Source organism: Sulfitobacter sediminivivens (assembly GCF_042611115.2).
Lineage (GTDB): Bacteria > Pseudomonadota > Alphaproteobacteria > Rhodobacterales > Rhodobacteraceae > Sulfitobacter > Sulfitobacter sediminivivens.
Genome location: NZ_JBHGAR020000002.1, coordinates 145713 through 162752 on the forward strand (window position 1 = coordinate 145713; position 17040 = coordinate 162752).

At 57.4% G+C, this 17040-nt stretch carries 18 protein-coding genes; 11 read left to right on the forward strand and 7 right to left on the reverse strand.

The window, feature by feature from the left end; all coding sequences use genetic code 11:
* Positions 1-36: 36 nt before the first annotated feature.
* From ACEWL3_RS03030 to ACEWL3_RS03040, 3 genes are all read right to left on the reverse strand, one after another.
* Positions 37-453: a hypothetical protein gene (locus tag ACEWL3_RS03030; protein ID WP_386177548.1), complete on the reverse strand. Its 417-nt coding sequence runs from the start codon at positions 451-453 to the stop codon at positions 37-39.
* Between the two features lie 161 nt (positions 454-614).
* Positions 615-1172 (reverse strand): hypothetical protein, encoded by a 558-nt coding sequence (locus ACEWL3_RS03035; RefSeq protein WP_386177549.1) that lies wholly within the window; start codon positions 1170-1172, stop codon positions 615-617.
* A gap of 58 nt (positions 1173-1230) precedes the next feature.
* Positions 1231-2169, reverse strand: coding sequence for an aspartate carbamoyltransferase catalytic subunit (locus tag ACEWL3_RS03040; protein ID WP_386177550.1), 939 nt, complete (start codon positions 2167-2169; stop codon positions 1231-1233).
* Positions 2170-2322: 153 nt separating this feature from the next.
* On the opposite strand from ACEWL3_RS03040, the gene ACEWL3_RS03045 reads away from it, so the two are divergent.
* From ACEWL3_RS03045 to ACEWL3_RS03065, 5 genes are all read left to right on the forward strand, one after another.
* Positions 2323-3099 carry a uracil-DNA glycosylase gene (locus tag ACEWL3_RS03045; protein WP_386177551.1) on the forward strand — a complete coding sequence of 259 codons (777 nt, stop codon included), beginning with the start codon at positions 2323-2325 and terminating at the stop codon, positions 3097-3099.
* Positions 3092-3706, forward strand: a complete 615-nt coding sequence (locus ACEWL3_RS03050) for a LysE family translocator (RefSeq protein WP_386177552.1) — start codon at positions 3092-3094, stop codon at positions 3704-3706. The genes ACEWL3_RS03045 and ACEWL3_RS03050 overlap by 8 nt, the downstream gene beginning before the upstream one ends.
* Entirely contained in the window at positions 3703-4245 is a 543-nt protein-coding gene (gene moaB / locus ACEWL3_RS03055) for a molybdenum cofactor biosynthesis protein B (RefSeq protein ID WP_386177553.1), read from the forward strand. The genes ACEWL3_RS03050 and moaB overlap by 4 nt, the downstream gene beginning before the upstream one ends.
* 171 nt (positions 4246-4416) lie before the next feature.
* Positions 4417-5871 carry an efflux RND transporter periplasmic adaptor subunit gene (locus tag ACEWL3_RS03060; protein ID WP_386177554.1) on the forward strand — a complete coding sequence of 485 codons (1455 nt, stop codon included), beginning with the start codon at positions 4417-4419 and terminating at the stop codon, positions 5869-5871.
* Positions 5872-5874: 3 nt separating this feature from the next.
* Positions 5875-9285, forward strand: a complete 3411-nt coding sequence (locus tag ACEWL3_RS03065) for an efflux RND transporter permease subunit (RefSeq protein ID WP_386177555.1) — start codon at positions 5875-5877, stop codon at positions 9283-9285.
* Here ACEWL3_RS03065 and ACEWL3_RS03070 read toward each other — a convergent pair.
* A complete protein-coding gene (locus ACEWL3_RS03070) occupies positions 9282-10088 on the reverse strand; it encodes a protein-disulfide reductase DsbD domain-containing protein (RefSeq protein WP_386177556.1) in 807 nt (268 codons plus the stop codon). The two genes, ACEWL3_RS03065 and ACEWL3_RS03070, sit on opposite strands and share 4 nt — an antisense overlap.
* A 144-nt stretch (positions 10089-10232) precedes the next feature.
* Here ACEWL3_RS03070 and ACEWL3_RS03075 point away from each other — a divergent pair, with 144 nt between their 5' ends.
* Positions 10233-10802, forward strand: a complete 570-nt coding sequence (locus tag ACEWL3_RS03075) for a YqgE/AlgH family protein (protein ID WP_386177557.1) — start codon at positions 10233-10235, stop codon at positions 10800-10802.
* A gap of 9 nt (positions 10803-10811) precedes the next feature.
* Here ACEWL3_RS03075 and ACEWL3_RS03080 read toward each other — a convergent pair whose 3' ends face one another.
* Positions 10812-11753 (reverse strand): L-threonylcarbamoyladenylate synthase, encoded by a 942-nt coding sequence (locus ACEWL3_RS03080; RefSeq protein ID WP_386177558.1) that lies wholly within the window; start codon positions 11751-11753, stop codon positions 10812-10814.
* 135 nt (positions 11754-11888) lie between these two features.
* Here ACEWL3_RS03080 and ACEWL3_RS03085 point away from each other — a divergent pair, with 135 nt between their 5' ends.
* The 5 genes from ACEWL3_RS03085 (at position 11889) to ACEWL3_RS03105 (ending at position 16006) form a co-directional block, all read left to right on the forward strand.
* Entirely contained in the window at positions 11889-13595 is a 1707-nt protein-coding gene (locus ACEWL3_RS03085) for an acyl-CoA dehydrogenase family protein (RefSeq protein ID WP_386177559.1), read from the forward strand.
* Positions 13595-14647, forward strand: coding sequence for an MBL fold metallo-hydrolase (locus ACEWL3_RS03090; RefSeq protein WP_386177920.1), 1053 nt, complete (start codon positions 13595-13597; stop codon positions 14645-14647). The genes ACEWL3_RS03085 and ACEWL3_RS03090 overlap by 1 nt, the downstream gene beginning before the upstream one ends.
* Positions 14648-14651: 4 nt before the next feature.
* The gene (locus tag ACEWL3_RS03095) at positions 14652-15140 is read left to right on the forward strand and encodes a DUF6173 family protein (protein ID WP_386177560.1); all 489 of its coding nucleotides are present in this window, start codon (positions 14652-14654) and stop codon (positions 15138-15140) included.
* A 90-nt stretch (positions 15141-15230) separates the two neighbouring features.
* A complete protein-coding gene (locus ACEWL3_RS03100; protein ID WP_114877164.1) occupies positions 15231-15365 on the forward strand; it encodes an aa3-type cytochrome c oxidase subunit IV in 135 nt (44 codons plus the stop codon).
* Positions 15366-15391: 26 nt separating this feature from the next.
* Positions 15392-16006: a hypothetical protein gene (locus ACEWL3_RS03105; RefSeq protein WP_386177561.1), complete on the forward strand. Its 615-nt coding sequence runs from the start codon at positions 15392-15394 to the stop codon at positions 16004-16006.
* On the opposite strand, the gene ACEWL3_RS03110 is transcribed toward ACEWL3_RS03105, so the two are convergent.
* Positions 15998-16321, reverse strand: coding sequence for an AzlD domain-containing protein (locus ACEWL3_RS03110; RefSeq protein WP_386177562.1), 324 nt, complete (start codon positions 16319-16321; stop codon positions 15998-16000). The genes ACEWL3_RS03105 and ACEWL3_RS03110 overlap by 9 nt on opposite strands.
* Positions 16318-17037 carry an AzlC family ABC transporter permease gene (locus ACEWL3_RS03115; RefSeq protein ID WP_386177563.1) on the reverse strand — a complete coding sequence of 240 codons (720 nt, stop codon included), beginning with the start codon at positions 17035-17037 and terminating at the stop codon, positions 16318-16320. The genes ACEWL3_RS03110 and ACEWL3_RS03115 overlap by 4 nt, the downstream gene beginning before the upstream one ends.
* Between the last annotated feature and the right edge of the window lie 3 nt (positions 17038-17040).

Sequence of the window (17040 nt, forward strand, 5' to 3'; positions counted from 1 at the left end):
AACCAAGGGGCGATTGTATTTGAAAGCCCCGATCGTCTACATAGGTTTGGCTGCATTGATCTGTGCTGCAGTTTCTGCAGGATAGGGCAGATACCGCAAGACGATCTGCTGGCCCGACGTCAGTTGCACGACGACATTGCTGCCCAAGCGCCTGTGCGCGCCGTCTATTTCTGTCAGCGGGATGCGCGCACTGCCGTCCTGGCCCTCATGTATCAAGTGCCCATCGCCGATTTGCCAGCGGTCGAATTGTACCGCGCGCCACCTCAGTATGTCATCAAAGATGAAGCCCAGTGTCAGCGCAAGGGCCGTAGGGAAGACCCAGAAGATGGGCGCATCAAAATAAAGGGAAACGCCGGTCCCCAAAAGCACCAGCAATGCAAAAGTAACGCCACCCGCTATCATGGTTTGGCGGACAAATACGGCTTTCTTTGGTGCCCAACTAAGGCTATCCACCGCAACGCCGCCCGGCACGTCAGCCAACCCAAAGCATCAGACCCACGACGCCAAAAGCCACAAGAAGCGCGATCATCGCGATACGGCCGGACATTTTTGGATCGGGTTTTGGTTCTTGCATAGGACCTTCCTAGCCCAAACTCAGGTCCATTTCCAGCGGGTTAACCGAAGGCCCACCAAAGGATCAAAGCGATGAGCACTACAAGCCCCACTACAACCAATGAACCACCTGCGGCATTTTTGGGTGGTGTCGAAGGGGCCTCGCTGGGCACACCCGTATAGGGTGCCGCGGCCTCGCTTTCCAACGCGATGGTTGTTTGGTCGGCCTGTTCTTGTGCATACGTTCCAATCAGCGTGAGTTCAGGTATCGGATCCAGTTTGGCCTCTGCCCCGCCAAAGGCCGAAGAATAAACCACCATCACCCAGCCATCGACCGCTGCCAGTTTGGAAGCATCCTGAGTTATTTCTGCTTCATTCGCATCAGCGCCTTCGCGCAGATACCCGGCCAGACCCAGCGGCCCCAGATCACCTACGCGAAAGACTTCTACGTTTTTGGCGTCAACAAAACTTGTTCCAAGCGCGCGCTCTTGAGGATGGGGATGATCGGCAGACGTTGGGTGATCATTATCATTCAACGCTCGGGCCGCATCATCAGACATTGAGAGCGCAAAGACGCGCAGTTTGCCGTGTTCATCTTTCGGAACCGTAATTTCTGACATCAGATAACCTCGCTCTGCTACATCAACCCGCATCAAGCGGTTTGGTTCACATCCGCAGTTATTTAATGTCATTACGCAGGTTGCGCGCCAGCAGGTCCATGACCGCCATGCGCACAGCAACGCCCATCTCGACCTGATCCTGAATAACACTTCGGTTGATATCGTCCGCCAGAGTCCCGTCAATTTCGACGCCGCGATTCATTGGGCCCGGATGCATGACAATGGCGTCTGGTTTGGCATGGCCCAGCTTTTCTTCATCAAGCCCGTAGCGGTGATAATATTCCCGCTCTGACGGAATAAAGCCGCCGTCCATGCGTTCGCGTTGCAGGCGCAGCATCATCACCACATCCACGTCCTTCAGCCCCTCGGCCATATTGTCAAAAACCTCGACCCCGAACTGATCAATCTGCGACGGCATAAGCGTGGGCGGCCCAATCAGTCGGATGCGGTTTTCCATCTTACCCAGCAACATGATGTTGGAGCGAGCCACACGACTGTGCGCGATATCGCCGCAAATCGCGATGCTGAGCCGGTGCAGGCGGCCTTTGGCGCGGCGAATGGTCAATGCATCCAACAGCGCCTGGGTTGGGTGTTCATGGCGGCCATCCCCGGCGTTGAGTACTGCACAATTCACCTTCTGCGCCAGAAGGTCCACGGCACCCGATTGCGTATGGCGCACAACTAACAGATCGGGATGCATAGCGTTCAGCGTCATTGCCGTATCAATCAGGGTCTCCCCTTTCTTGATCGACGACGCCTGCATGGCCATGTTCATCACATCTGCACCCAGCCGTTTGCCAGCAATCTCAAAACTCGCCTGCGTGCGCGTAGAGTTTTCAAAGAACATATTGATCTGTGTCAGTCCCTTAAGCGCATCACCATGCTTTGATGGCTGGCGGTTCAGGTCAGCATAGGTGTCAGCCAGATCGAGGACCGTGGTGATATCGCTCTGCGACAGTTGTTCGATACCCAAGAGATGGCGGTGGGGGAATGTCATTGCGTGCGCCTTTTCCGTTCGTCGCTTTATAGGCGGCTGAGGTGATGGACAGCAAGCGTCGCGCAAAAGGAACTTTGCGCCCTAGGTGAAGATACGAGGGCCAATTGGAAGCAGGGGATTTAGGTTCCGCCGCAAGGGGCATAGATTGGAAGTATGGAATCGGCAAATACATACTGGGCAGACCGGGCTTTGCTGGAATGGCAGGTCGAACTGGGCGCGACAGAGGCAATCTGTGACGCACCGGTGGATCGATATGACGTGCCGGCAGCGGTTGAAAAACCAAAGACAGCACCCTCTGCAGCCGTTTTGATTGATGTATCATCCGAAAAAACCGATGCGGTACACATCGCTACCCAAGCGGCGTCCGCAGCGCAAACCCTTGATGAACTCAGTGCCGCGCTCGGACGGTTCGATCTGTGCGATTTAAAGAAAGGGGCCCGCAATCTGGTGTTCTCTGACGGTATCGCCGGTGCGCGGGTGATGATCGTGGGCGAGGCACCGGGTCGGGATGAGGACCTTGCCGGCAAACCCTTTGTTGGCAAGGCAGGGCAATTGCTGGACAAGATGCTGGCTGCGATCGGGCTGGGGCGGGACCGGGCGGATGCCCCGGTTTACATCACCAATGTATTGCCGTGGCGGCCGCCGCAAAACCGTGACCCAAAACCTGACGAAATCGCGATGATGCGGCCTTTTTTGATGCGGCACATTGAGTTGGCAAAGCCGGAACTTATTGTAATTGTTGGGAACTGGTCGTGTCAGGCCCTGCTTGGCAAGCGCGGCATCACGCGGTTGCGTGGGCAATGGACACAAGCGGCGGGCATGCCAGCACTGCCGATGTTCCACCCTGCGTATTTATTGCGCAATCCTGAGGTCAAGCGCGAAGCCTGGGCAGATTTGCTAAGCCTAAAGGCGCGGTTGCGCGATGGTTGATCCTCTTACCCTTGCTGCATTTGTACCGGTTGCACTGGCGCTGAATCTGACACCGGGGGCGGATATGATGTTTTGTCTGGGGCAGGGGCTGCGTTCTGGACCGCGCGCGGCCATCGCGGCCAGTGCGGGCATTACACTGGGTGGTATGGTGCAGGTGGCCTTGGCGGGGCTCGGTCTTGGCGCACTTGTAGCGGCTCTGCCTTGGGCCTTTGATGTGATCCGCTGGGTCGGCGTTGCCTATCTTCTGTATCTGGCATTTCAGGCATGGCGCAGCTCTCGTGCAGCAGCGCGAGAAGGGCAGGGAATGAGTGTCATCCGTGCCTTTGGAACTGGTTTCGTTGTGAACCTGACAAACCCCAAAGTGATCGTCTTTGTATTGGCTTTTGTGCCACAATTTGTCGATCCAGAGGCGGGGAGCGTTCTGGTTCAATTCCTGATTTTTGGCGCGGTATTGGGCATCGGTGGGTTCATCATCAACGGGGTCGTGGGTGTTTTCGCCAGCGGGATTGGCAGGCGCATGGCACGCGGTGGCAGGGCCCTTGGTTGGATCACAAGTGGGATATTTGTGGCCCTCGCGGCGCGATTAGCAGTATTGGAGCGAACATGAGCACCTTGGATACAAGCAAGGAATTTATTCCTGTCCGCATTGCGATTTTGACAGTCTCAGATACCCGGGAGGCGTCGGATGATCGCTCAGGCGATGTTCTTGCACAGCGGATTGAGAGCGCCGGACATGTTGTGGCCGCGCGCCATATTCTGCGCGATGAAAGGGCATTGATTGCCGATCAACTGCGCAGCTGGTGCAACGATGCGGCGATTGATGTCGTGATCAGCACGGGCGGCACCGGGTTGACGGGCCGTGACGTGACGGTTGAGGCGCACAGGGATGTCTATGAAAAAGAGATTGAGGCATTCGGAACCGTCTTTACCATCGTGTCGATGGAAAAAATCGGCACCTCAGCGGTACAAAGCCGTGCCACGGGTGGGGTGGCGCATGGGACCTATCTTTTTGCCCTGCCGGGCAGTCCGGGAGCGTGCAAGGACGCGTGGGACGCAATCTTGGAAAAGCAGTTGGATTATCGGCATCGGCCCTGCAACTTTGTCGAGATTATGCCACGCCTGGATGAACATCATCGACGCAAGTGACCTATACGCTGGCCCAAAGGGGCGGCAATCCGATGGGATCAGACGGTCAGAGGACACAAAATCGACGGAATATCTGTTTAGTTTCGTACCATAATAGTGACTTGGTATTTTTTTGGGGTCCGCTAGATTACAATCTGCACGTCGCTTTCTTGGCCTAATGATCGGAAGAAGATGCGTTTTTTGCGACAAAGTATGATTGGTCTATTTTTGGCCGCAGTCTCATTGGGGCTGCTGGTCTTTGCCGGCTATCTGATCAGTGGGGCGGTGCAGGAACGCATTTCCGACGAAACAGTGACCCCTCCTGCGCGCGAACGCGTCTTTGCAGTCAATGTGCGCATCGCTGTCGCGGAAGACGTGGTGCCCATTCTTGAAACATTTGGCGAAGTGAACAGCCGCAGACTATTGGAATTGCGGGCCAGCGGTGGTGGCGAAATTATTGAAATTGCAGATGGTTTTGAGGATGGTGGCAAGGTGCGCGCAGGCCAGGTTCTGGTGCGTCTGGACCCGGCTGATATGCAATCCTCCGTTGACCGGGCCGCCAGCGATGTTGCCGACGCCGAGGCCGAGGTCCGGGATGCCGCGCGCGCCCTTGAACTGGCCCGCGACGAACTCATTGCTGCCGAGGAACAAGCGCAATTGCGCGCGCGCGCATTTCAACGTCAAAGCGATCTGGCTGAACGTGGTGTGGGCACAGCGATTGCAACCGAAACGGCAGAGCTCGCAGCGTCTGCGGCGCGACAGGCCGTCTTGTCCCGCCGCCAGGCGGCCATTCAGGCTGAGGCGCGGATCGATCAGGCTGCGACCCAACTGACGCGCGCTCGCATCGCATATGCCGAAGCAGAACGGCGCTTGGATGACACGACGATCACCGCTCCCTTTGACGGCACTCTGTCCGCGACAAATGTGGTGGTTGGGCGTTTGGTCACCGGCAATGAACGGCTGGCGGAACTGATTGATCCAGATGATCTTGAGGTGTCGTTCCGCGTGTCCACCGCACAATATGCACGGCTGCTGGATGAAAATGGCGCGATTGTGCAGGCCGATGTCACCGCAATTTTGGACGTGGTCGGCATTGACCTGAGGGCGAGTGGCAAGATCACAAGAACAAGCGCGGCAGCGGGTGAAGGCGCGACAGGGCGGCTGATCTTTGCAGCATTGAATGACGCAGCGGGCTTTAAACCCGGCGATTTTGTCACAGTACAGGTCCGCGAACCGCTGTTGCAGGATGTTGTGCGATTGCCAGCCGCCGCCGTGGATGCGCGGGGACAAGTTTTGGTTCTGGGCGAAGACAACCGCCTGGAAAGCGCTGACGTAGAGGTATTGCGCAGGCAGGGCGACGATGTATTGGTGCGTGGCCCGATTGTGGATCGAGAAGTGATCGATGCACGATCACCACTGTTGGGTGCCGGCATCCTGGTCAAACCGCTTCGTGCAGATGGCGCACCCGTTCCAGAGGAACCAGAAATGGTTGAGTTGACGCAAGAACGCCGCGCCAAGCTGATGGCATTTGTCGAGAACAACAAACGCATGCCGAAAGAGGCGAAAGAGCGGGTTCTGGCGCAGCTCTCACAACCACAGGTTTCTGCCAAAACAATCGCGCGGATCGAAAGTCGGATGGGGGGGTAAGCTATGGCGCGTCCTATTCCCAAATCAGCCGGAGGATTGCTTTCCTATTTTACCCGGCACCAGACCGCAGCGAACTTGCTGCTGGTGTTGTTGCTGGTGGCAGGGCTGGCGGCTGCGCCAAACATGCGCGCTCAATTCTTTCCGGACGTGATTATCGACAATGTTACTGTCGAAACAACGTGGTCTGGCGCTGGCGCCGAAGATGTAGACGCTGCAATTGTGCAGGTTCTTGAACCGGTTTTACTGGCAATCGAAGGTGTCGAAAGCTCTAGCAGCACGTCGCGCGAAGGGCGCGGTGTGGTGGTGCTTGATTTTGAACCATCTTGGGATATGGCGCGTGCTGCGGCTGATGTGCAAACGGCGGTGGATGCTGTCACAACCTTGCCCGAAGACGCCGAAGAGCCTGTTGTGCGGCGCGGTGCATGGCGAGACCGGGTAACAGATGTGGTGATCACCGGGCCGATTGCACCCGCACAATTGGGCCGCTTTGCGGATGAATTTGTGACGCGACTTTTTGCGGTCGGCGTGACGCGGACCACAATCCGAGGGGTTGCCGCTCCTGAAACTCTGGTCGAAGTACCATCCGCAAAACTGATCGCGTATGACATAAGCATGGCCGATATCGCCGGTGCCATTGCGGCGGAAGTTGATGCCGATCCTGCAGGCGATGTGGCAGGGGCCAATGCACGGGTACGCACCGGTACCGCCAAACGAAGTGCAACCCAGATTGAGGGCATTGTTTTGCGCTCTAACCCGGACGGGTCCAAATTGACCATCGCGGATGTCGCGCAGGTTCGCACCCAAAGCGTTGATCGCAATCGGAGCTTTTTTGTGGGTGCCAATCCGGCAATGTCGGTGCGCGTAGACCGATCAGATGGCGGTGACGCCATCGCGATTCAGGAAAAAGTTGAGAAAGTAGCGGGCGAATTGGCGGCAAGCTTGCCTACCTCGGTATCGGTTGAATTGATCCGTACGCGCGCCGCCGCGATCACCGGTCGACTGGATCTGTTGATTGATAATGGCCTCATGGGACTGGGGTTGGTTGTGATGTTGCTGTTCTTGTTCTTGAACGCCCGCACGGCGTTCTGGGTTGCTGCGGGCATACCGGTGTCGATGGCGGCGGCAATTGCGTTGATGTATGCGGGCGGGATCACCATCAATATGATCTCGCTTTTCGGGCTGATCATTACGCTGGGCATCGTAGTTGATGATGCGATCGTGGTGGGCGAGCACGCCGACCACCGCTTCAAGGTCCTTGGCGAAAGCGCTATGGAGGCGGCGGAAAATGCGGCCCGACGAATGGCCATGCCGGTTTTTGCGGCCACGCTGACCACCATCATCGCCTTTTTCGGGCTAATTGCCGTTGGGGGCAGGTTTGGCGATCTGATCAAGGACATTCCTTTTACGGTGATTGCTGTGCTGGCCGCATCTTTGGTCGAATGTTTCCTGATCTTGCCCAACCACATGGCCCACGCGATGCGCGCGGCACGGGCAGAGCATTGGTACGACCTGCCAAGCCGTGTGGTGAACCGTGGCTTTGTCTGGGCGCGCGAAAAACTGTTCCGACCGTTTATGGCGGGTGTGATTATGGCGCGGTATGTGGTGCTGGCAGGCGTCGTTGTGGTGCTGGCCAGCCAAGTGGCATTGTTTATCCGCGGCGATGTGCAATGGCGCTTTTTCAACGCGCCAGAGCGGGCTTCTGTCACTGGCAATTTCGCGATGGTCGAAGGGGCAAGCCGCGCCGATACGCTTGAGATGATGCGCGAAATGCAACGTGCGACCGAGGAATTGGGCGCAGAATACGCTGAACGCTATGGCACCAATCCACTTGATTACGTTATGGCGCAGGTTGGCGGCACTACGGGTCGGGGGTTGGCTGGTGCGGACACCAAAGACCCGGATCTGCTGGGCGCAATTTCGATTGAACTGATCGACGCCGATCTGCGTCCCTATTCCAGTTTTGCCTTTGTTGGGGAGTTGCAGGATCGGGTGATAAATCATCCGCTGGCTGAAACGGTCAGCTTTCGGCGCTGGCATTCCGGGCCGGGCGGTGACGCTCTTGATGTTCAGTTCTACGGCGCAGACACGGATACGCTGAAAGCTGCATCAGAGGATCTGCAGGCTGCAATGCGCCAATACCCAGAGGTCAGTGCAATTGAGGATAATCTGGCCTATGATAAAGAGGAATTGATCCTTGATTTGACCGCACAGGGTCAGGCACTGGGCTTTACCATCGACGCGCTGGGCCGCGCCTTGCGCAATCGTCTGGGCGGGATTGAGGCCGCGACTTACCCGGACGGGCCACGATCGGCGGCCATCCGTGTTGAATTGCCGGAGGGCGAATTGACAGCGGATTTTCTGGATCGAAGCCAGATGCGCACACCAGATGGTATCTATGTGCCGCTGGCCGATATTGTAAGTGTGACGCGCCGCACGGGCTTTAGCACAGTGAGACGAGAAAACGGCATTCGGTTGATTTCAGTCACAGGCGACATATCCGAAGACGATCCAGCGCGCGCAACTGAGATCACCCAAGCGCTGGCCGACGATATTCTGCCCCGCATTGCATCGGAACGTCAGGTCGAATTCCGCCTTGCAGGACTGAGCGAGCAGGAAGACCAATTTCTGAACGATGCGCTGACCGGGTTGATCCTGTGTCTGACGGGGATTTATCTGGTGTTGGCTTGGGTCTTTGGGTCGTGGACCCGCCCTGTGGTCGTGATGGCAATCATCCCATTTGGGTTGGTCGGCACGATTTACGGCCACGCCCTTTGGGATGTTCCGTTGAGTATGTTCACGGTAGTAGGGCTGTTGGGCATGACCGGGATCATTATTAACGATTCAATCGTTCTCGTGACGACGATTGACGAACACGCCGAAACGCGCGGATTGGTCCCATCAATCATTGATGGAGCAGCGGATCGGTTGCGGCCTGTTATGCTGACCACTATGACAACTGTGCTGGGGATGGCACCGCTGCTCTATGAGCAAAGCCAACAGGCGCAATTCCTCAAGCCGACGGTGATCACGTTGGTGTATGGCCTGGGGTTCGGGATGTTTTTGGTGCTGTTGGTTGTGCCCGCGCTGATCGCTGCACAACATGATATCGCCCGCCAAATTGCCGCCATGCGGCGCGGCGTCCGTGCGCCTGTCGGGGGCTTGCGCTGGGGGATGTCGGCGCTGTGGGCCTTGATCATCGGCTGGGGGGCACTGACACTTGGCTGGACGATCTGGCACGGACAGATTTATCCCGGACTGGCACAGCTCATACCGACATTTGCCGATCTGTCGGCACTCACAGCAGCCTTGATCCTGTTCGTCATCGGTGCGGCTTTGGTTGCTTTGTCGGGCTATCTCATCGGGGCACTGACATTTGCCACGCAGCGCAAAGCAGGTTCAAATACGGCACCTTAACCGGGGGTGCACCCTTGAATTTCAACCGCATGGTTTTCGCCCAGCACCGTGATGAGAATGGCAGAGCGGTCAATGGCCAACATCCCGCCGTTGGTTGTTGACAGGTCTCCTATGGCGGTCAGATGCCTGCCATTGCGGCTGGTGTCGGTTTCGCTCATCCACATATTGGGTTGACCCGGTTCGATCACAACAACCTCGCGTCCGCCCGCCGAAGGGACGTTCAGCCGGGTTTGGATCTCCAATCCATTGGCCGTGGGCCGCAGGGAACAGGTCGCTGATTTTACTCCCGCCTCTGAAGCGGAATAAGCGCGGGCAGCAAGTGCGGCGGCAATCGCGGGTGTCGGGCTGCGACTTGTTGTGTCCAAAGTTGCGCGCAACGACAACTGCTGCGGCACGCAAATATCACTGCACACGCCGATGTCGAGGTCGGCATGCAATGTGACCGGCTTGCCGGAACTGCGGGGCGCAATGATGATGGGCAAAATCAGCTCATTTGCATACCCAATCGTACGCACGCCAGCTTTGCGAAACACACTTGGCGCGGGCCAGGTGATGCCGACACCACCCAGGTTGGATGACCCGGACCAATCAAAGTGTGGCGGAATCCCGTTGTCCCCAGGGCTGCGCCAATAGGTCTTCCACCCCGGTGCCAGCGTCAGTTTTATGGCGGCCACGCGGGTACCGTCGGGCTGCTGCCAACCGGTTAGAATTTCACCGGTGACAGGGGCACCACTCTGGGCTTGTGCTGTCGCAGGAACTGCAAGCAGTCCGAAGAACAAAGCGCTGATCAATAATTTCATCATATTTCATAAATGCGTCAATCCAGCCCGGCTGCCAAGTCACGTTTGTATCATCCATGTTTCGCCGATGGCGGGCTTGGCCCTTGTCACGACCAAACGCAGCCTCCATGTTTAGAGGTAAGCGGACAACGAGAGAGCACCGTTAGCATGACCTCGACCACTTTGAACCTGACCGGAAAATTGCTGGTTGCGATGCCCGGCATGGGCGACCCGCGCTTTGCCCATGCGGTCATTTTTGTGACGGCCCATTCCGACGACGGGGCGATGGGATTGATGGTAAACAAACCTGCGCCAGACCTGAAGTTGTCGGATGTTTTGGACAGACTGGTCGAAGGAACGGCTTCTGTCGACGGTTCTCTGGGTGTGCGTATTGGCGGGCCGGTTGAGACGGGCCGCGGATTTGTCTTGCACTCGGGGGAGTACCGCTCCGCCATTGAAACGCTTGTGATTGATGATGATTTTGCGCTCACGGCGACCCTCGATGTGCTGGAAGATATCGCCGGACACAATGGGCCCGAAAAGGCTTTGCTGATGTTGGGCTATGCAGGCTGGGGACCCGGGCAGCTTGAGGCTGAGATCGCCCAAAACGGCTGGCTGACCTGCGACGCAGAAACAGGATTGGTGTTTGACCTGCCGGATGCAAAAAAATGGAGTGCTGCGTTGCAGTCGATTGGGGTCGATCCCTTGGGATTGTCGGCGGCGGCAGGGCGGGCGTAAATCAGGCGATCATCGCGGTGCTGCGGCCCTTTGCAATCGGTCATTGATGGCGCGGCCCAAACCATGTGCCGGGATCGGTGCTACAGCGATCGGTCGCTTTAATGCGTCCAATTGGTGCAAAAACTCAAACAGGTTCGCCGCCGCTTCAACCAGATCGGCGGTCTCTGACAGGTTCAGATCGCAGGCCATAGGCCCAAACCCCAGCAAAACTTCGTCTCCATTCGCCTGAGCGGCGTTCAACCGCACGGATGCGCCGGGCGCGTAATGCGAGGCCAACTGCCCCGGCGCAGTGATATCGGCCCCGTTCGCAAGATCAAGGGGGTGACCAAGTGCCGCCTCAATTGCCTCTTGCGGCAGCCCACCGGCGCGCAGAAGGGTCGGTTTGGCACCCTGCAGCCCGACAATCGTACTTTCCAATCCAACGGGGCAAGGCCCGTCGTCCACTACGGCGGCAATGCGGCCACCAAGACCCGACAACACATGCGCCGCTGTTGTGGCGCTGATCCGGCCTGACGGGTTGGCCGACGGGGCCGCAACCGGGCCGCCGAATTCAGCAAGCAACTTACGTGCCAAGGCATGTGCGGGCACGCGCAGGGCGACCGTATCAAGGCCCGCTGTCACGAGGCCGGACAAACCGTGTCCTTCTTTAAGGGGCAGGACCAGCGTCAGCGGCCCGGGCCAAAAGGCGCTGGCGAGGATTTCGGCGGCGTCGGACCACTGAACATATGTTTGTATCACGTCGGTATTGTGTAGGTGGACGATCAGCGGATTGAAGCTGGGCCGCCCCTTGGCCTCATAAATGGCCGCAACGGCCCGACCATTCCGGGCATCTGCGCCCAGACCATAGACCGTTTCGGTTGGAAACGCGACAAGGTGACCTTGTGCCAGCAACGCCGCCGCTTGGGAAATCCCGGCGGCATCGGGTTGCAAAATGGTTGTTTCTTGGCTCATCTGATCCTCGTGACGCCGCGTTGTGGGTTGCGGGTGCTGGGCTGCCGTTTCATGCTGCGCTTGCGTACCGCACAGCCCTTATCAGGGCCAAGCCGGGCTTGCCAATCCCGGGTCCGATCTTTGAGGAGATGACAAATGCCATACCGTGCCGCCGTGGACGATTTTAACTTTCTGTTTGATCATGTCGTCGATTTCGCAGCACTTCGGGAAACTGAACAATTTGCCGAAGCTACTGACGACGTGACCCGTGCAATCATGTCCGAAGCGGGCAAGATGTGTGATGAGGTACTGGCCCCCTTGCAACGCAATGGCGATCTGCATCCGGCGCGGTTGGAAAACGGTGTCGTGCTGACGTCCCCCGGGTTTGACGGTGGGTTCAAAGCCATTGCTGAGGGCGGCTGGATTGGTATGTCAGCAGACCCTGAATATGGCGGCATGGGGCTGCCGATGACGCTGACCTCTGCAGTAAACGAAATGATGTCGGGTGCGTGTCTGTCGCTGCAACTGGCCCCGTTGATGTCTCAGGGCCAGATTGAAGCGCTGGAGCATCACGCCTCAGACGAGATCAAGGCGCTCTACCTGCCCAAGCTGATCTGTGGCGAATGGACCGGCACGATGAACCTGACCGAGCCACAGGCCGGTTCAGACGTGGGCGCGCTGTCGTCCAAGGCCGAGGACAATGGCGATGGGACATATGCGGTCAGTGGTCAGAAGATTTACATCAGTTGGGGTGACAACGACTTTTCTGACAATGTCTGCCATCTGGTTTTGGCGCGCTTGCCGGGCGCACCTGCCGGAACAAAAGGGATCAGCCTGTTTCTAGTGCCTAAATTTCTGCCGGATGAAAACGGTGAACCGGGGCCGCGCAATGGCGTGAGCGTGGTCAGCCTTGAGCATAAAATGGGTCTGCATGGGTCCCCAACTGCCGTCATGCAATATGACAGCGCAAAAGGGTGGATGATCGGCAAGGAACAAGGCGGCATGGCGGCCATGTTTACCATGATGAACAATGCGCGACTGGGCGTTGGTGGACAGGGCATAGGTGCTGCCGAAGGGGCCTATCAAAAGGCATTGGAATACGCGTTGGAGCGCAAACAGGGCCGCGCAGGCGGTTCCGGGACAATCGCTGAGCATGCCGATGTGCGCCGGATGCTGTTGACCATGAAGGCCGATGTGTTTGCGGCCCGGGCGATTGCGTTGTCGTGCGCCCATGCCATCGACATGGGGCAGGCCACGCAGGCCGAAAAGTGGAAAGCGCGCGCTGCTTTCCTGACCCCGATTGCCAAGGCGTTCGGCACCGACACGGGAATGGCTGTGGCGGAAATGGGGGTGCAGGTGCATGGTGGCATGGGCTTTATCGAAGAAACAGGTGCAGCGCAGTTCAGCCGCGATGTGCGGGTGACGGCGATCTACGAGGGCACCAATGGCATTCAGGCAATGGATCTGGTCGCCCGCAAGATGATGGACGGCGGCGAGGCGGCCAATCTTTTGCTCGACGAAATCGAGGCCGATGCCGAAGCCGCGCGCGAGGCGTTTCCCAAGATGGCCGACGCGGTCTGGCAAGCCTCGGAAACCCTGCGCGAGGCGACAGAATGGGTGACGGCCCAAGACGAAATGAATGCCCGTTTCGCCGGGGCCGTGCCGTATCTGCGGGCCTTTGCGCGGGTGCTGGGCGGGCATCTGCACCTCAAAGCCGCAATGGCAGACCGGGGCGGCGCGCGTGAAAAGCTGGCGCGTTTTTACATTCAGCGGTTGCTGCCCGAACACATCGGTCTGCTCGCACATGCACAGGCGGGCGATGATGATCTGTTCGCTCTGAGCGTCGATGAATTGGCCGCTTGATGGAGGATATCGCACCACAAGGGCTGCGTTATCCTTGGGAGATACCGCCAGAACACGGGGCCGAGGCCATCGAAGTTGCGGCCGGTGTCCTTTGGCTGCGGTTTCCGCTGCCGATGAAGCTGGATCATGTGAACGTATATGCGCTGGATGAGGGCGATCACTGGACCATCATAGACACCGGTTTTGCATCGAAAAAATCCAAGGCACTATGGCACGATGCGATGGCCGGGCCGCTGGGGGGAAAGCCGATCAAACGGGTAGTGGTCACGCATCATCATCCAGATCACATTGGATTGGCTGGCTGGTTTCAAACTGAATTTGGCGCGGATCTGGTCACGACACGCACTGCATGGTTGACCGCCCGGATGCTGACGCTGGACGAACAGGAAGTCTCGCCCGCGGAATCGCTGAGTTTTTATCGGAAATCCGGGATGGATCGTGACCTGCTCGACAAGCGCACCACTGAACGCCCGTTCAATTTTGCCGATGTGGTGACCCCCTTGCCGTTGGGGTACACTCGGATCAAACAGGACGATCAGATCACCATGGGCGGGCGCGTCTGGGATGTTCATATTGGCAATGGCCATGCGCCTGAACACGCAACGTTCTGGAGCAGGGATGACAATCTGGTCATTGCGGGCGATCAGATATTGCCGTCGATCAGCCCCAATGTCGGCGTCTATCCGACCGAACCGATGGCCGATCCGATTGGCGAATGGCTTGAGGCCTGCGAACGATTGGCCCCTTTGGCGCGGGCGGATCATTTGGTGCTGGGGGGCCACAAGCTGCCCTTTACAGGTTTGCCGCGCCGGATGGAGCAATTGATTGATAACCATCATGGTGCATTGAAACGTTTGCAGGATTTCATCGAAGCACCCAAATCGGCAACTGAGTGTTTCCCAACGCTGTTCAAAAGATCGATAGGTGAAGGCGAATATGGCCTTGCCTTGGTTGAAGCGGTCGCCCATTTGAGCCACCTTTATCAGACTGGCCAAGCAACGCGCACATTGCGGGCAGCAGACGGTGCATGGGTGTATCAACGTAAAGGGTGATCAGATGGACGACGAGATCAGGACGGCGGCAGAAGCAGTTGAGGCAGATGCCCTGCCCAGAATGCACGAGGTGCATTCAGATCCCAAACAACGCAAGGCCACCGAACAGGCATTGCCCAAATGCGTCACCGACAAACCCCCTTCGCAGAAATCACCGGCGCAATGGGCCTATGAGCGGGTTGTCCTTTACCTCAAGAATTTCGAAGAACAACTGGACAACGAACATGAAGTCGCAATGGGATTCACCGGCGGCGATGCCGGCCTACTGCGGATTGAAGGAATGGGGTATTTTGACCCTGATATCGTCACCTTCTATGGCACTGATCCAACGGGCGGGCGCACACAGCTTATTCAGCACGTCAGCCAGCTTGCCGTGATGTTGCGCGCATTGCCCAAGCAGGTTGAAAATGCAGCGCCCAACCGCATTGGGTTCCGTTTGGTGGAAGATCTGGAAAACCCAGAGCCCGCGATCCCTGGCCCCGCGACATCGTGACCACAATAGACAACGACTGCTTTGACGGCGTGACAGGATCATGCGAATAAGGTAATCAGCCGCAAACGCAAAACTTAAGGACCGATAGTTATGGCCGAACATGAACATGGCACCATGAATACCGACGTGCAGGAAAAGACCTTTGAAGGGTTTATGTCTTTTGTCACCAAGACAGTGATCCTGATTCTGGTCCTGCTGATTCTGATGGCGATGTTTATCCGCTAACCGGCTATTATCTAAGGAATTCCATTGTGAAGCGTCTCTTGATCGGTTTGGCCGCTGTTGGCTTTGTTGCGGGTTGCGGTGCCGCAGATAATTCACCAGACAGCGCGCCTGAGGTTGTTGCCGCCGCAGCATTCCGCGCACCGGGCCCCAAAAGCCTCACGGTGTTCACGATGGTCAATAACCGGTCTGGCAGTGGCGGGCATACCGCGCTGATGGTCAAAGGATCGCAGACGGTGATTTTTGACCCCGCCGGATCATTCCGCGACCCCCGCGTGGTTGAACGCGGTGATGTGCTTTACGGAATGTCACCAAATTGGGTGCAGACCTATAGATCCGCCCACGCGCGCAGCACCTATCATGTTGTCTCTCAGGAAATACCGGTCACAGATGAACAGGCCGAACGGGCGCTGCAATTGGTGACATCCAATGGGGCGGTTCCGGCTGCCTATTGTGCGAATGCAACCACAGCTATCCTGCGCCAGATCAATGGGTTCAATGACATCGAACAGACATTTTACCCGGTTAAGTTCATGGACCAGATATCGGCTTTGCCCGGTGTGAAGACGACAAAATACTATGAGAATGACGACGGTGATGTGATTGACGCGGTGCGTGCAGGCCAATTGGCCCTGTCACAATAAATAGAGCAGGCCGTAAAGTGTCGCTGCACCCGCGAGGATCGCAGCGATCACATTCTTGGTCCACAATCCAACAAGAAATGTGACGCAGGCCGCAGCAAGGCGCGCCGGGTCGGTATGACCCCCAGTTGCAGCGGGCCACAGGACTTGCGGTGCCACCAGCGCAGGCAGGATTGCCACAGCCGTATAGCGCAGGTGCCGCAAGAGCCATGGTGGCATGGCACGGTCACCGACCAGACCCGTAAAAACAAAGCGCAGGAAAAAGCTACCCAGACCCAGCCCGATGATCACAATCCAAAGCGTCGTTTTGTCAATCATGATCGCGCGCCAGTGCGGCGCTCGGCCCAAACTTCGGCCTGTGCGCCAGCGATCATGCCTGAAACACCCGCGACGATGAGGCCCAGAGAATAGGGCAAGTCCACAACTAGCAGGCTGACGATAACAGCGACAAATGCTGCAATCACATGGGCCAGAGTGCGAAACATGGGGGCGATCATGGCCAGAAAGGTGATTGGGATCGCAAAATCCAATGCCCAGGTGTCTGGCACCTGAGCACCCAGCAATGCACCAACAAACGTGAAAATATACCAAAGCGGGACAACTGGCGTCACCGCACCAAAGAAATACGCGATCCGCTGCGGCATGGTCATATCAGGCGCGCGTTCATATTGGGCGATGGATACAACATAAGATTGATCGACCGTGAGATACGCCGCCAGCGCGCGCTGCCACAATGCGGCACCGCCGATCCAGGGGGTCAAAGAGGCCGAATACATTGCCATGCGAAGATTTACAGCAAGTGCTGACGCCAGAACGATGATTGTTGGCGCTTCTTCCTGAAGCAGTTGCAAGGCCGTGAATTGTGCGGCACCTGCAATCACCACTACCGAAAAGGCCAGCGTTTCGAACACGCTCAAGCCTGCTTCGGTTGCGATCAGGCCAAAGAGCGTGGCAAAGGGGATGATCACCAGAATAAAGGGTGCCCCATCGCCAATGCCTTTGAGATAGGCAGATTTCGGTGTGGTGATGCCCATGCG